This window comes from Tessaracoccus pujii, from assembly GCF_054483895.1.
Map to the genome: position 1 here is coordinate 1,976,562 of NZ_CM137012.1, position 13,714 is coordinate 1,990,275.

General features: G+C 67.7%; 13 protein-coding genes, 2 pseudogenes and 1 other annotated feature. Of the genes and pseudogenes, 13 read left to right on the forward strand and 2 right to left on the reverse strand.

Annotated features, from left to right (window positions below; all coding sequences use genetic code 11):
* The first annotated feature begins 27 nt into the window (after positions 1 to 27).
* Positions 28 to 345 (forward strand): transposase, encoded by a 318-nt coding sequence (locus ACX1D0_RS09665; protein WP_459017669.1) that lies wholly within the window; start codon positions 28 to 30, stop codon positions 343 to 345.
* On the opposite strand, the gene ACX1D0_RS09670 is transcribed toward ACX1D0_RS09665, so the two are convergent.
* Both ACX1D0_RS09670 and ACX1D0_RS09675 read right to left on the reverse strand, forming a co-directional pair.
* Positions 330 to 2,189, reverse strand: a complete 1,860-nt coding sequence (locus tag ACX1D0_RS09670) for a tyrosine-type recombinase/integrase (RefSeq protein WP_459017670.1) — start codon at positions 2,187 to 2,189, stop codon at positions 330 to 332. The genes ACX1D0_RS09665 and ACX1D0_RS09670 overlap by 16 nt on opposite strands.
* The gene (locus ACX1D0_RS09675; RefSeq protein WP_459017671.1) at positions 2,186 to 3,286 is read right to left on the reverse strand and encodes a tyrosine-type recombinase/integrase; all 1,101 of its coding nucleotides are present in this window, start codon (positions 3,284 to 3,286) and stop codon (positions 2,186 to 2,188) included. The genes ACX1D0_RS09670 and ACX1D0_RS09675 overlap by 4 nt, the downstream gene beginning before the upstream one ends.
* Before the next feature lie 10 nt (positions 3,287 to 3,296).
* Positions 3,297 to 3,426: a sequence feature (AL1L pseudoknot), on the forward strand.
* Between ACX1D0_RS09675 and ACX1D0_RS09680 the strand changes: the two genes are divergently transcribed.
* From ACX1D0_RS09680 to ACX1D0_RS09735, 12 genes and pseudogenes are all read left to right on the forward strand, one after another.
* A complete protein-coding gene (locus tag ACX1D0_RS09680) occupies positions 3,337 to 4,314 on the forward strand; it encodes an IS3 family transposase (protein ID WP_068750207.1) in 978 nt (325 codons plus the stop codon). (Overlaps the previous feature by 90 nt.)
* A 15-nt stretch (positions 4,315 to 4,329) precedes the next feature.
* Positions 4,330 to 4,641 (forward strand): annotated as a pseudogene (locus ACX1D0_RS09685) (transposase); the annotation flags it as partial.
* Positions 4,642 to 5,143: 502 nt separating this feature from the next.
* Complete coding sequence (locus ACX1D0_RS09690; protein ID WP_459017672.1) at positions 5,144 to 7,549, forward strand: heavy metal translocating P-type ATPase; 2,406 nt, start codon at positions 5,144 to 5,146, stop codon at positions 7,547 to 7,549.
* A 91-nt stretch (positions 7,550 to 7,640) separates the two neighbouring features.
* On the forward strand, positions 7,641 to 8,084 hold the full coding sequence (locus ACX1D0_RS09695) for an EamA family transporter (RefSeq protein ID WP_459017673.1): 444 nt from the start codon (positions 7,641 to 7,643) through the stop codon (positions 8,082 to 8,084).
* A complete protein-coding gene (locus tag ACX1D0_RS09700) occupies positions 8,081 to 8,506 on the forward strand; it encodes an EamA family transporter (protein ID WP_459017674.1) in 426 nt (141 codons plus the stop codon). The genes ACX1D0_RS09695 and ACX1D0_RS09700 overlap by 4 nt, the downstream gene beginning before the upstream one ends.
* A 177-nt stretch (positions 8,507 to 8,683) precedes the next feature.
* The gene (locus ACX1D0_RS09705; RefSeq protein ID WP_459017675.1) at positions 8,684 to 8,998 is read left to right on the forward strand and encodes a hypothetical protein; all 315 of its coding nucleotides are present in this window, start codon (positions 8,684 to 8,686) and stop codon (positions 8,996 to 8,998) included.
* Positions 8,999 to 9,093: 95 nt separating this feature from the next.
* Entirely contained in the window at positions 9,094 to 11,892 is a 2,799-nt protein-coding gene (locus ACX1D0_RS09710) for a heavy metal translocating P-type ATPase (protein WP_459017676.1), read from the forward strand.
* Between the two features lie 28 nt (positions 11,893 to 11,920).
* On the forward strand, positions 11,921 to 12,202 hold the full coding sequence (locus tag ACX1D0_RS09715; protein ID WP_459017677.1) for a metal-sensitive transcriptional regulator: 282 nt from the start codon (positions 11,921 to 11,923) through the stop codon (positions 12,200 to 12,202).
* Positions 12,203 to 12,296: 94 nt separating this feature from the next.
* A complete protein-coding gene (locus tag ACX1D0_RS09720) occupies positions 12,297 to 12,545 on the forward strand; it encodes a hypothetical protein (RefSeq protein ID WP_459017678.1) in 249 nt (82 codons plus the stop codon).
* Positions 12,546 to 12,613: 68 nt separating this feature from the next.
* Positions 12,614 to 12,973, forward strand: coding sequence for a hypothetical protein (locus ACX1D0_RS09725; protein WP_459017679.1), 360 nt, complete (start codon positions 12,614 to 12,616; stop codon positions 12,971 to 12,973).
* Positions 12,970 to 13,395 carry a phenylacetate--CoA ligase family protein gene (locus tag ACX1D0_RS09730; RefSeq protein ID WP_459017680.1) on the forward strand — a complete coding sequence of 142 codons (426 nt, stop codon included), beginning with the start codon at positions 12,970 to 12,972 and terminating at the stop codon, positions 13,393 to 13,395. The genes ACX1D0_RS09725 and ACX1D0_RS09730 overlap by 4 nt, the downstream gene beginning before the upstream one ends.
* A 45-nt stretch (positions 13,396 to 13,440) precedes the next feature.
* A pseudogene (locus tag ACX1D0_RS09735) lies at positions 13,441 to 13,701 on the forward strand (transposase); the annotation flags it as partial.
* Positions 13,702 to 13,714 lie beyond the last annotated feature (13 nt).

Consider the following 13,714-nt stretch of genomic DNA (forward strand, 5'->3'; position numbering starts at 1 on the left):
TCTTGACCGCTTCAGGAGAGTGGAGTCATGCCTGCACCAAGGAAGTACAACGACGAGTTGCGTGAGCGTGCGGTCCGCACGGTCAACGAGACGATCAGGGAGAACCCGGGGATGCCGGCCAAGCGCGCCTGCAACCAGGTGGGCGAGCAGCTGGGGATCCCGGGATCGACGCTGCGGAACTGGCTGCGGGCCCCCGGGCTGGGGGTCGGGTCGTCGGCGGTGGAGACCGATCCGCATGCTCGGCTCGTGCAGCTGGAGAAGGAGAACCGGGAGCTCCGTCGAGCGAACGCGATACTGAGGTCGGCCTCGGCTTATGTGGGTGATCGGTGTCAAGCGGTGGCTTGATCCAGGCGTTCGAGTAGGCCGGTGTAGACCTCGGCGCGGCGGGTTTGGCCTTTGGCGCAGGCGTCGTCTCGTTGGGCTTGCAGGAGGGGGCGGTGCTCGTGGGTGGTGAAGAACATGGGACAGGTCTCGCAGATGGTTTCGTAGCGGCAATCGAGCTCGACGGGCCGGCGGCAGTAGCCGTTGCCGAGTAGGCGTTTGGCTACCTCGGCGTGGAGGGCGGTCATGGCGGGACCAGCGGCGTCGGCGGGTAGCACGGGTGTGGCGGGCGTGGGTTGGGCCTGGTGGTAGAGGGCTTCGATCTTGCTGGTGACCTGGAAGTACTGGTCGGCGACGGTGCGGTCGCCGATGCGGGCATAGACCATGGTCATGGACAGGTCGGTGTGTCCGAGCAGCGCGGCGATGGCTTCCAGACTCATGCCGCGGTTGATGGCTTGGGTGGCAAGGGTGTGTCGCAGTTGGTGGGGATGGACGTGCCCGATCCCGGCCGTGGTGGCTGCTTTCTGGACGGCCTTGTCGACGCGTGTGGGAGGGATCGGCCGGCCGCGTTCGAGCAGGAGCAGGTCACTGGCCTGCCAGGACGGGCGATTGGCGATCCAGCCGTCGATGAGGGTCTTCAGGGCGGGGTCGAGGGGGATGTAGCGGTCGGTGTGAAGTTTCCCGACTGGGGTGCGTAGCCAGTAGCCGGTGCCGATCTGGACAACGGCGTCGATGCGCAGGCCGAGAAGTTCGCCGCGACGCATGCCGGTGCGGGCCAGGATCTGGACCATCAACCGATCCAGTTCGTCGGGCAACCGGGCGGCTGCGGTCATGAACGCTGCGGCGGCGGCGTCGTGGAGGAACTTCGGCAATGGCCTGTCCAGCCGCGGGCGGTCTTCGCGGAAGACCAGGCCCGTGCGGGGCTGGTCTGGGTAGTCCCACTCGGTGATGCGCGTGAAGAAGGTGTGCAGGTGCCCCATGCGCATTCCCAAGGTGGTCCTCGACAGACCGGGTTGGCCGCGGTATCCGGGACGCTGGTCGAGCCATGCGCGGTAGTCCTCGATGTGGCGGCGCTCAAGCTCGGCGATTCTTGTGACGCCGGGGTGACGAGCGGTCAGGAAGGCGGCGAACTGCCGCAGGGTGGTGTTGAACAAGGTCACCGACGACGGCCGTAGCGAGGCGGAGCACTGCTGCAGGTAGCGGCGCATCGTCTGGGCCATCACCGGGACCTGTGCTGTGATCTGGTCCCAGTCGACCTCGGCGGCGGGGCGGTGGTTCCAGATGCGGCGTAGCTCGGCGCGTTCAGCTTGCCCGCGGTGGAACATCACCGCGTCGAGGCCGAACAAGGGCGTCGACAAGGACTTGTGGGGCGGGTTGTCATGCAGCGCTAGGGCAGCGTCGAAGAACGCAGCGCGTGCAGGTTGGTAGGTTGCGGCCGTCAGCTGTTCCGGCGCCAGCCCGGAGACCACGCAGATCCGGGCCAGATGTGACCACATCCGCTGGCATTGTCGAAGGCTGAAGCCCAGCTCTGTGGCCTGGGCGGTGAAGCGTTGGTGCTGCTCGGGATAGGCATCTTGGACGTAGATGCCCCAGTGGCAGCCCGACTGCGCCACGAACGCCGCATCAACCGGGGTCTGGGTGGCGATCACGGCATGCGCGGCAAAGGACATGACCTCGGTGCGAACCTGACGTCGTTGCTGGATGCTGGCCGACCTCCAACCCTCGAGGTCGCCGAACAAGCGGGCGAAGCGCGCCGCCGCTAGCCGACGGCCCTTACGGACGGCCGCAGCTGCGCCGCCGGCGATGTAGGCGTCGATCACCTCACCCAAGACGGGGCTGACACTCTGGTGCTCGGCCGGGACGCTCATGGTTCGCTCCTGGTGATCGGTGGGTAGATGTCGGCCAACACGCTCATCGCGTCGCGATACTGATCGGCGAGCCAGTCATTGGACAGGTGCAGATAGATCCGGGTGGTTTCCAAGTTCGCGTGTCCGGCCTGGGCCTGGATCGCCTCCAACGCCATCCCGGCCTCCCGCAGCCGGGTGAAGCACGTGTGCCGCAACTCGTGACAGGTCGCATGACGTAACCCGGCTCGGCGGCGGGCGCCGGCCAGGACCTCGTCTAGCCCGGCCGGGCTCAACGGCCGGCCCCGGCGAGGGCCCTTCAACACCACGAACACCAGCTCCGGATCAGAACCCGCGGGGCGCTCCGTGGCGAGATAGTCGGCCAGCTGGATGAAGAAGGCCTCGACGACCGGGACGATGCGTTCGTGGCCGCCCTTGCCCTGATGGACGAACACGCGCTGGTCACCCAGCTGCATGTCACTCAAGCGCAGACCCAACACCTCGCAGCGCCGGAGCCCGGCGTGCAACATCAGCGTCACCATGGCCCGGTCCCGCTGCGTGCGCAACGCCGCCATCAACGCCGCTGCCTCGCCCGGCGACAGGACCTGCGGCAGGCGCTTCGGGGCCCGGATCAGCGGCGAGCCCCGCAAGGAGCGGGACCGCGGCGACATCGACCGCGGGACCGGTTGCCGCTCACACAACCCCCGCGCGACCAGATAGTCGAACACCGACGACACCGTCGCCAGCCGACGCTTGATCGTCGAGGCAGCCAAGCCCTGCTCGCCATCGGCCAACCGGACCACGTTGCCGCCATGACGAGGAGCCCGCTGCTGCTCAATGAACGCCAGCACGTCCGCCGTGGTCACCGCCAGCGGTGCTTTCCCCACCACCTCGAAGAACACCTTGATGTCGAAAGCCTGCGCCAGTACGGAATTTGGGCGCAAGCGGGCTGCCGTGAACCGCAGATACTCATCCAGCAACTGCTCGCCGATCGTGGGCGCGGCCCCATCGATGAAATCCAGATGCGGCTCGAAACGCTCCATCACCAGCCCCCGCCCAGACGTCGATGGCCCCATCGTCGCCGTCACGTCGGCTGCCCGCTGCATCAGGGTCGAGATCACCTACATATCAAGCCTTTCTTCGCGGCGGAGCTCGACCGCCCCTCTCCACGTTGATCAACTACATCGATCAGCACAAGGACCGCTTCGGGGTCGAGCCGATCTGCGCCGTGCTCACACAGGCCGGCGCCCAGATCGCCCCGAGCACCTATTACGCGGCCAAGAAGCGCTCACCGTCGCAGCGGGCGCTGGCCGACGCGGCGCTGGATGAGCGCATCCAAGCGACCTACCAGGCGAACTACCAGGTCTACGGGGTGATGAAGATGTGGAAGGTCCTCAACCGGCAGGAGGTCCGAGACGAGCACGGCCGGACCACCGGGGTCCACTATCCACCGGTGGCCCGGTGCACCGTGGCCCCCCGTATGAGGGCGTTGGGTCTGACCGGAGCGGTCGCCGGTGATCACAAGCGGCCCCGCACGACCCTACCGGCCAAGGACGCCCATCCGGCAGACCAACTCAACCGCGACTTCACGTCCCCGGCGCCGGACAACCGGTGGGTCGCTGACATCACCTACGTGCCAACATGGGCCGGGTTCGTCTACGTGGCGTTCGTGATGGACCTGTTCTCCCGCAGGATCGTCGGCTGGCGGGTCTCCGGATCACTGCACACCGACCTGGCCCTGGACGCCCTCGAGCAGGCCATCTGGCAGCGGCAGCGCGACGGGCGGGTGCTGGCGGGTCTGGTCCACCACGCCGACCGCGGCGTCCAGTATCGAGCGATCCGCTACACCGAACGCTTGGAGGAACTCGGCATCGTCGCCTCGGTCGGGTCCAAGGGCGATTCATACGACAACGCCGCCGCCGAGGCGCTGAACCGGGTCTTCAAGACCGAGCTGATCCGGCGTCGAGGGCCGTGGCGCACTCTTGAGCACGTCGAGCTGGAAGTTCTCAGATGGGTCGACTGGTACAACACGGCCCGGCCACACACCTGGTGCGACTACCTCGCACCCGCCGCATACGAGCACGCCTACGATGCTGCTCAGAACCCTTCCGCGGCGACCGCCGCCGAAGAACACACAACTCTCCACTAAACCCGGGGTGGTTCAATCGGACCCCTGATGGATACGGCGAAGACCGAGGTCTTGGCCTTCGCCGGGTTCCCGCGGGCGCATTGGAGCAAGATCTGGTCGACCAACCCCCTGGAAAGGTTGAACAAGGAGATCAAACGCCGCGCCCGCGTGGTGGGGATCTTTCCCAACGAGGCCTCCGTGATCCGCCTGGTGGGGATGATCCTCGCTGACACCAACGACGAATGGATCACCGACGAACGCCGCTACCTCTCCGAAGGATCCATGGCGCTACTGCTCCCCGCCCGCGATAATGAACCCATCGCCGCCATCACCGGCGGCGACGCGTGAGCAACCGGGGAACACCCCGAAAGCCCACCACCCAGCGGGGCGCAATCTGACCACCTGACCGTGACTTTCGGATTGCACCGTGCCTACCCTGATGACATACCCCTTTGGGGTGTCGTGGCGGCGCCACGGGTCCACCGCGGCTCGGGTCGTCGAGGAAAGGGCTCTTCGGCGTAGGTCGAAGTCCCGTGGCGGGTGCGTGCCAAAGTCGAGATTCAAAGGCGGTGATCGACATGGGTTCAAGCGGCAGTTCTTCAGATGGCGCCCGAGCGGATGTGGTGCTCGCGGGACACCGCGATCACCAGAAACCTGCCGTCCACTGCGTCGACCTGTAGCCGGAGCCGCGCGGTGGAGTCGCTGTCGCCCCCGGCCGGTACCGTGACCAGCGAGATTCCTTCCCGCCCCGGTCAGGGCGACGGCCTGAGACCCGACGGACGGGCAGGCATCCGCCGAGCCCATCGGCGCACGACCTGTCGGCCGAGCGGCCGGAGAGGAAGACCCGATCATGAAGAGTCAAACCACGGTCCTAGAGGCCGGTGGCCTGCACTGGGCCACCTCGGAATCAGTGATCGAGAAGACGTTACTAGGGGTACCCGGCGTGCTGGCCGTCGAGGCCAGCGCCGTCTCCCAGACCGCGACGGTCACCTACGACCCGAACCAGACCTCGGTCGCCCAACTGGTCGGCTGGGTCAATGACTGCGGCTACCACTGCACCGGGCAGTCGGTACCTAGCCACATCTGCCACACCATGGCGGAACCGGTCTCGACCGACCCCCACATCGGCCACGAACGGCACACCGGCCACGGGGGTGGGGATGAGGCTGGCGGATCCGCGCAGGCGGTGATGGGCCACGGCGGGCATGGTGGGTCGATGGTGGACATGGTGCGAGACATGCGCAACCGTCTCCTGGTCGCCGCGGTCCTGTCGGTGGTCATCTTGTTCTGGTCGCCGATCGGGCGGGAGGTCCTGGGGTTCACCGTGCCGGCACCCTTCGGGCTACGCGACGACGTCTTCTCTCTGATCTTGTCCCTGCCGGTGGTGTTCTACTCGGCGTGGATCTTCTTCGACGGGGCCTTCCGGGCGCTCCGCGCGAGGACGCTGGACATGATGGTCCTGGTGGCGGTCGCGGTCGGGGCAGGCTGGTTGTACAGCGTGGTGGTCACGTTCACCGGCGGGGGTGAGGTCTTCTACGAAGCCGCCACGGTCCTGACCACCTTCGTCCTGCTCGGGCACTGGCTGGAGATGCGGGCCCGTGGCGGCGCGAACGACGCTGTGCGCACGCTGCTCGAACTCGCGCCCTCCCAGGCAGTCGTGCTCCGGGACGGTCAGCCCGTGGAGGTCCCGACCTCCGAAGTCGTCACCGGTGACCTGCTACTGGTACGGCCGGGGGCGAAGATCCCAGTCGATGCGGTGGTGGAGGAGGGGGAGTCCGAAGTCGACGAGTCGATGGTGACCGGAGAGTCCATGCCGGTGGAGAAGGCGCCCGGCGCGGACGTGATCGGTGCCTCGATCAACACCACCGGCACCTTGCGGGTCCGCGCCGCAAGAGTCGGCGCGGACACCGCGTTGGCGCAGATCGTCAAGATGGTTCAGGAGGCTCAGAACTCCAAGGCCCCGGGCCAGCGCCTGGCCGACCGGGCCGCGTTCTGGCTGGTGTTCGTCGCCCTCATCGGCGGCACTGTTACCTTCGCGGTGTGGATGCTCGCCGGCGTCGGCGTGGCACAGGCGATGCTCTTCGCCATCACCGTCGTGGTCATCACATGCCCCGACGCCCTCGGTCTGGCGACCCCAACTGCGATCATGGTCGGTACCGGGATGGGCGCCAAGCGGGGAGTGTTGTTCAAGAACGCCACCGCCCTCGAGGGGATGGCGAGGATCGACACGGTGGTGATGGACAAGACGGGCACCCTAACCAAGGGGGAGCCTGAGGTCACCGACGTTCTCGCGGCGGGGATGGGCGAGGATGAGATGCTGGCCTTGGTCGCTGCCGTCGAACGCGAGTCTGAACACCCCATGGCCCGCGCCATCGACCGCCGAGCCGCCGAGCGCGGCGTGCCCGTGCTCTCCGTGAGCGAGTTCCTCAACGTCCCGGGCCACGGCGCAACCGCCACCGTCGACGGCCGACGTGTCCTGGTGGGAAACCTCCGCCTGATGGTCCGGGAGAACGTCGACCTCGGCGACCTGGCCGTGAGCCGTGACGAGTTGGCCGCATCGGGGCGCACGGCAGTGCTCGCCGCGGTGGATGGGCGCGCGGTTGGTGTCATCGCATTGGCCGACGCCGCGCGGGACACTGCTGCTGCCGCTGTCGCCGCCCTGCACGAGTCCGGGATCGAGGTCGTCATGCTGACCGGCGACAACGAGGCCACCGCTCTACGTATCGCTGACCAGCTCGGCATCGACACCGTCATCGCCGAGGTTCTGCCCGGGGACAAGGCGAACAAGATCGCCGAGTTGCAGCAGTCCGGAAAGACGGTCGCGATGGTGGGTGATGGCGTCAACGACGCGCCTGCGTTGGCCCAGGCCGACATCGGTATCGCGATTGGTGCCGGGACGGACGTGGCCATCGAGACCGCGGACATCGTCCTGATGCGCTCCGATCCTTTGGACGTCTCCGTCGCACTGCGCATCGGCAAGGGAACCGTACGCAAGGAGCGTCAGAACCTGGCCTGGGCCATCGGCTACAACGTCATCGCGCTGCCGATCGCCGCCGGGGTGTTTTACCCCGCTTTCGGCCTGATGCTGCGCCCAGAGATCGCCGCCCTCTCGATGTCGGGCTCCACGGTCATCGTCACCGTCAATGCCCTCCTGCTCAAACAGCTCAGGCTGCCCGCGCAGCAGGCCCCGGCCGCGCCGCAAGGCCAGGCCCGGGAGCCGGAGCCCACCGCTCCAGTGCCGTCCGGCATCCGCTGACCGGGGGGTGGGCGTGGACGACCCTGTTGGCCTCACCGCTTCGGCGACGGGAGCGGGGACCGAAGAAACCCGGCGGCCGAAGGCGTTGCGGATGCTGTGGATCACAGCGGCCTGGGGGGCGTGCTTCGTGGCGATCGAGTGGGGGCTCCGCGACGCCCCCCTCCTGTGGTTCGCCGCGCTGCGGGCCCTCATCGCCGGGGCGGCCCTGTTGGCCCTCGGCGCCGCCTTGCACCGCCCTGTCCCCCGTGGCTGGCGCGCCTGGGGACTCATCACGGTCCTAGGCCTGGTCAACGTCACAGTGGCATTCGCCGCGATGTTCGGCGGGGTCGCCGGCGGCGCGACCGGGACCGCCGCGGTGCTGGCCAACGCCCAGCCCCTGCTGATCCTCCTCCCCGCCTGGTATTTCTACGGCGAGAGGCTCTCCCCCCGGACTTCGGCCGCCCTGGTCGTCGGCTTCGCCGGGCTGGTCGCCGTTGCGCTGCCCGGTGGCGGGGCAGCGGGGCGGCATTGTCGCTCCTGTCAGCCGCCGCCGTGACCGCCGGCACCCTGCTCTCCCGGCGGCTGACCGGGCTGGATCTGGTCACGGCCACCGCGTGGCACCTGCTGATTGGCGCGGCTGGACTGATGATGCTCGCCGCGGCCGTGGAGGGCCCGCCGGTGATCCTATGGAGTCCCCGCTTCACCCTCTCGCTGGCGTTCCTGGCCCTTGTTGGTACCGCAGCGACGACCATGGCGTGGTTCGCCGAGGCGCGCCGCAGCCGGCTCGACACGTTGACGGCGTGGACGTTCCTGACTCCGGTCCTTGGTATCGCGTTGGCCTCCGTCGCACTGGGCGAGCGACCGGGCGGATGGACCGCCGCCGGGCTCCTCGCTGTGCTGGCGGCCATGTGGATCGCTCTTCGACCACCTCACCGGCCCCCCACGCACCCGACGGCTGTCAGCCCCGCCGACTGGTGAGCCACACGGCCGGTCACCTGAGCAACGAGTAGGACCCGGACAGGGTGCAGTGAAGATCCGACCACCTGGCCGGGTCTTGTCGGGATCTTGACCCCACCCAGACCGGTTCCCGACATCGCGGGGGGCACCATCGAACATGGACACGCGAAACCGACCAGGAAGAGAGGGTGATTCGACGTGGCGACGATGACACAGGCCACCTACGGGGTGCGCGGGCTCAGCTGCTGGCGCTGCATGATCAGCGCTGTGGACGCGGTCCGGGCCTTGCCCGGGGTGCACACCGTCGGCATGGATTTGGAGCCGCACGGCGAGTCGCTGTTGACGCTGGCGCCGGCCGGCGCCGTGACCAGCTCGCAGGTCCGAGCCACCCTCGACCGCTCCGGGTTCGAACTGACCCGACGCCGGCGCCGCCCCCGACCCGGGTCCCGCCACCGACTTGCCCTCACCACAGTCCCTGTGGACGACGGCCGGGAAATCTTGACCGAAGCCTGACCCCCTCTGGGTCATTTCCGAACCTTCCTGGGTCTACCCTCGAATTATACCCCCCCAGGGTAATGGGTGGGAGTCGAGAAGAAGTGGAGATTGTGATGCTCTGGCTGGTCATAGGTGGGGCGGTGGTCCTGACCGGGCTGCTGTTGTGGTTCTTCTTTGGCCCGAAACGGGCCGGGAAAGTCCGCATCGAGGACGGTGTTCAGGTGGTCGATGTGACCGTCGACGGGGGCTACAACCCCGGCGTGATCGAGGGGGTGCGTCCCGGGATGCCGGTGCGGATCATGTTCGACCGCCGAGAGGGCGGTGAGTGCACCTCGCGAGTTGTGATGTCGGACTTCAAGGTCAACGCGAGCCTTCCCGCGTACCGCACCACCGCCGTCGAGTTCACGCCCACGGAGGCCGGCGAGTTCCGCTTCGCATGCGGCATGAACATGGTCTCCGGTCTGATCCGCGTCACCGGCGACCCCCACACCGCACCAGCCCCCCTCACCGCACCGGAGCATCATGCGCAGACGACCGCCTCCCCGGCGGCGACGGGTCTGTCGACCGACGGCGCCGATGACGATGAGGCGGAGCGGGCCGCGGAGATCGGGGACCTGACCCGGCGGGTGACCATCGGCGCGATCCTCACAGCCCCGGCGCTGATCGCGGTGATGGCCGTCGAACTGTTCGGCGCCACCTGGGTGCCTGAGATCTTGATGAGTCCGTGGTTGCAGTTGGCGTTGATTGCGCCGGTGATGCTGTGGTCGGGGTGGCCGATCCACCGCGTCGGGTGGCGGGCCTTGTCGCACCGCACCGCGGACATGAACTCGCTGATCACGCTGGGCACTGTCGCGGCGTTCGGTTACAGCCTGGTGGTCACCTTCGCCCCCGGCCTCCTGCCTGAGGAGTTGCGGCAGGTGTACTTCGAAGCCGTCGGGGTGATCATCACGTTGATCCTGCTCGGCCGTCTCCTGGAAACCAAAGCCAAGGCCGGCACCGGTGAGGCCATCCGTAAGCTGATCGGCCTCCAGCCCCGCACCGCGCGGGTCCTGCGCGACGACACCGAACTGGAGATCCCGGTCGAGGACGTCGTCGTCGGCGATGTGATCGTGATCCGTCCCGGGGAGAAGATGCCTGTCGACGGTGAGGTGATCCACGGATCCTCCGCTGTCGACGAGTCGATGGTGACCGGCGAATCCATCCCTGCGGCCAAGACCGTCGGCGACACCATCATCGGCGCCACCATCAACGCCACCGGGGCACTGCGATATGTCGCCACCAAGGTCGGCTCCGACACCATGCTCGCCCAGATCATCAAACTGGTCCGTGAGGCCCAGGGCTCGAAGGCCCCCATCCAACGGCTCGTGGACAAGGTCTCCAGCTACTTCGTCCCGGTCGTGATCATCGTCGCGGTGTGGACGCTGGCGATCTGGCTGCTGGTGGGTCCCCCGCCGGTGTTCGTGTTTGCGCTCGTCGCCGCGGTCTCGGTCCTGATCATCGCCTGCCCCTGCGCCTTGGGGCTCGCGACCCCGATGTCGATCACCGTGGGCACCGGGAAGGGAGCCGAATACGGCATCCTGATCCGCTCCGCTGAAGCGCTGGAAACCGCGCACAAGCTTGACGCGATCATCCTCGATAAGACCGGCACCATCACCAAGGGTGTACCGACCCTCACCGACGTCGCCACCGTCGCAGCGTTCGATGAGAACCAGCTCCTCGGCTGGGTCGCCGCTATCGAGAACAGCTCCGAGCACCCCCTGGCGGCGGCGATCGTCACCGGCGCCACCGACCGCGGTCTCACCCTGGGCGAGGTCACCGACTTCGACTCGATCACCGGGCAAGGCGTCCGCGGCCACGTCGACGGCCACGACGTCCTGATCGGCAACCGGCGACTTCTCGACGAAAATGGCATCAGTACCGACACGCTGCAGCCGCTGCATGACGCGCTCGCCGCAGGGGGCAAGACGCCGATGCTGGTGGCCGTCGACGGGCTCCCCGCGGGAATCGTGGCGGTCGCCGACACCATCAAGGACGGCTCCCCCGCCGCGGTCGCGGCCCTCCAGGCACGCGGCATCGAGGTCATCATGATGACCGGCGACAACCGGGCAACCGCCGCCGCGATCGCCTCCCAGGTCGGGATCCGTCGCGTGGTCGCCGAAGTGATGCCCGCCCACAAGGCCGCCGAGGTCCGCCGGCTCCAGGACGAAGGCAGAATCGTCGGAATGGTCGGCGACGGCATCAACGACGCCCCCGCACTGGCCCAGGCAGACGTCGGCTCCGCGATCGGCACCGGCACCGATGTGGCCATCGAATCCTCCGACATCACGCTGATCTCCGGCGCACTGTCAGGGGTGGTCACCGCCGTCGACCTGTCGCGGGCCACCATGCGCAACATCAAACAGAACCTGGTGTTCGCGTTCCTCTACAACAGCCTGGGCATCCCCATCGCCGCAGGTTTGCTCTACCCGTTCTTCGGGATCCTGCTCAGCCCCATGGTCGCCGCCGCGGCCATGGCGCTGTCCTCACTGTCGGTGGTCACCAACGCCAACCGGCTCCGCCGCTGGGCACCACACCCCATCGACCAGACCCCCACCCCCGTCACCCCCGTCACCCCCGTCGTCGAAATCGGCGGCGAAACCCCCACCACCCAGCACCACACCACCGGAAAGGACACCCCCATGTTCGGCAAGAAGACCACCGCCACCGCCCAGATCGATCCCGTCTGCGGCATGAAGGTCAAGCCCGCCACCGCGGCCGCCACCCGCACCATCGGCGAGACCACGATCTACTTCTGCTCCACCCACTGCGCCGAAGCCTTCGACGCCGACCCCGCCCGCTACGGACACCCCCACGCCCCGGCCGAGCACCCCCACGAGCCCACCCACACCCCCGCCCCGCACCACCACCACTAGGCGCCGAACCAGACCAGGTCCAGGACACATGACCAGCAACCCACAGCGTCAGGAACTCATCGGCCAACTCGCGGTGATCGAAGGCCACATCCGTGGCATCGCCCGCATGGTCGACCAGGACGCCAACTGCATCGAGATCCTCACCCAGACCTCAGCAGTCACCGGCTCGCTGCGCTCAGTCGCCCTGGACCTGGTCGGCAACCACCTCCAGCACTGCCTCACCCAGGCCATCCAGTCAGCAGATCCCGCCTACCGGGACGCCAAGGTCAGCGAAGCCTCCACAGCCATCTCACGCCTGGTCCGCAGCTGAACCGTTCTTGATCAGAGGTTGACCAGCCGCGGATCGGATCTGAATCCCGACCCCGCACAGTGGAAGTAACATCCGAACGAGAGGAACCCGGCTCATGAGCCTCCACAGCCACCACCGCCCCACCGGCCCCGACGCCCCACCCGCCGCCACCGGACCCGCCCAGCAGCACCAAGGCCATGGTGGCCACATGTGGCACATGCTCCTGATGTGCCTACCGTTGATCGGGTTCGGCCTGTGGTCCCTGTTCAGCGGAGGCGGCGGAGGCGCGCTGATCGGCGGCCTCCTCTGCGCGGGCATGATGCTGCTCATGCACGGCCGCCCAGGCGCCGGGCACCGCCACTGAAACTTGGCCGCGGCGGAGTGCCCGACCCCAACACAGAACCCAGCGAACACCAAGGCAAGGGGGTACAAGTGACCAGAAGCGCCGCTCCCCACGGCATCCACCCACCTGGTACCACGGCGCCACGGCACCTGGACCTGCACACGGCACTTGTCCAGTCAGCCCACCCGTTACAGGTGACCTCGGACGGCATGGCCACGCCGATCCTCACGCAACCCGTCGCCAACGAACCGGCCCCCGTCGGGGCCGGCGACGTCTTCGGCGCCACCGTCGAGGTGGAGTTCCAGGTCGCCCATGTCGCCGAAGGCATGGACCGATTCGCGGCACTGCCTAGAGCGGTGTCCAGGGCCGCCGAGGCGGCCTCTACATACGAAGGCTCGGGTGGGACCGCTACTGTCACGGACAGAGTCAGCCTTGGGAGCTGGCCATGACTGCCCTGTTCGGAGAGCTGCTGGTGACCCGTTGGAGGACCCAACAGCATGATCGCTGGACCCGAACCCAGCTCGATGATCACCAGCAGCGGATGCTGGCGCGTCTGCGCGACCATGCCGCCCGACAGTCGCCCTACTATGCCGACCAGCACCGCGGCATGCAGTCCGCCCCGCTGTCGCAGCTGCCGCCCTTGACCAAGACACAACTGATGGCGCAGTGGGACCGGCTGGTGACCTCTCCGGAGCTTCGCCTCGAAGCGGTGACCCGCCGGTTGCAGGATCTGGAGTCCCGGGGTGGTGATCCCGGACAACCCTGGCAGGGTCGTTGGTGGACCGCGGCCACCGCCGGCTCCACCGGCCAACGGGGCGTCTTCGTGTGGAACCGTCGCGAATGGAAAAGCATCCTCTCCTCTGGGGTGTGACACTTCTCGTGGACAGTCGTTACCAGGAAGGAACGACGAGACGAGATGTCATCGAAACGCAGGAAGTACACCCCGGAGTTCAAGGCTGACGCGGTCCAGCTCGTGGTGGTCGCGCAGCGGCCGATCGCGCAGGTCGCGCGGGAGTTGGAGATCAATGAGAGCTCGCTGGGCTACTGGGTCAAGATCTACCGGGAACAGCACCCTGACCCGGTGAAGGCCCCGCCCCCGGTGGAGGCGGCCCGCCTGGCCGCGTTGGAGGCCGAGGTGCGCCGGCTGTCGGAGGAGAACGCGTTCCTGAAAAAAGCCGCGGCTTATGTGG

Coding starts and splice junctions, on each gene's coding strand:
- ACX1D0_RS09665 (WP_459017669.1), top strand. CDS start 28: ATGCCTGCACCAAGGAAGTACAACGACGAGTTGCGTGAGCGTGCGGTC.
- ACX1D0_RS09670 (WP_459017670.1), bottom strand. CDS start 2,189: ATGAGCGTCCCGGCCGAGCACCAGAGTGTCAGCCCCGTCTTGGGTGAG.
- ACX1D0_RS09690 (WP_459017672.1), top strand. CDS start 5,144: ATGAAGAGTCAAACCACGGTCCTAGAGGCCGGTGGCCTGCACTGGGCC.
- ACX1D0_RS09695 (WP_459017673.1), top strand. CDS start 7,641: ATGCTGTGGATCACAGCGGCCTGGGGGGCGTGCTTCGTGGCGATCGAG.
- ACX1D0_RS09710 (WP_459017676.1), top strand. CDS start 9,094: ATGCTCTGGCTGGTCATAGGTGGGGCGGTGGTCCTGACCGGGCTGCTG.
- ACX1D0_RS09715 (WP_459017677.1), top strand. CDS start 11,921: ATGACCAGCAACCCACAGCGTCAGGAACTCATCGGCCAACTCGCGGTG.
- ACX1D0_RS09720 (WP_459017678.1), top strand. CDS start 12,297: ATGAGCCTCCACAGCCACCACCGCCCCACCGGCCCCGACGCCCCACCC.
- ACX1D0_RS09730 (WP_459017680.1), top strand. CDS start 12,970: ATGACTGCCCTGTTCGGAGAGCTGCTGGTGACCCGTTGGAGGACCCAA.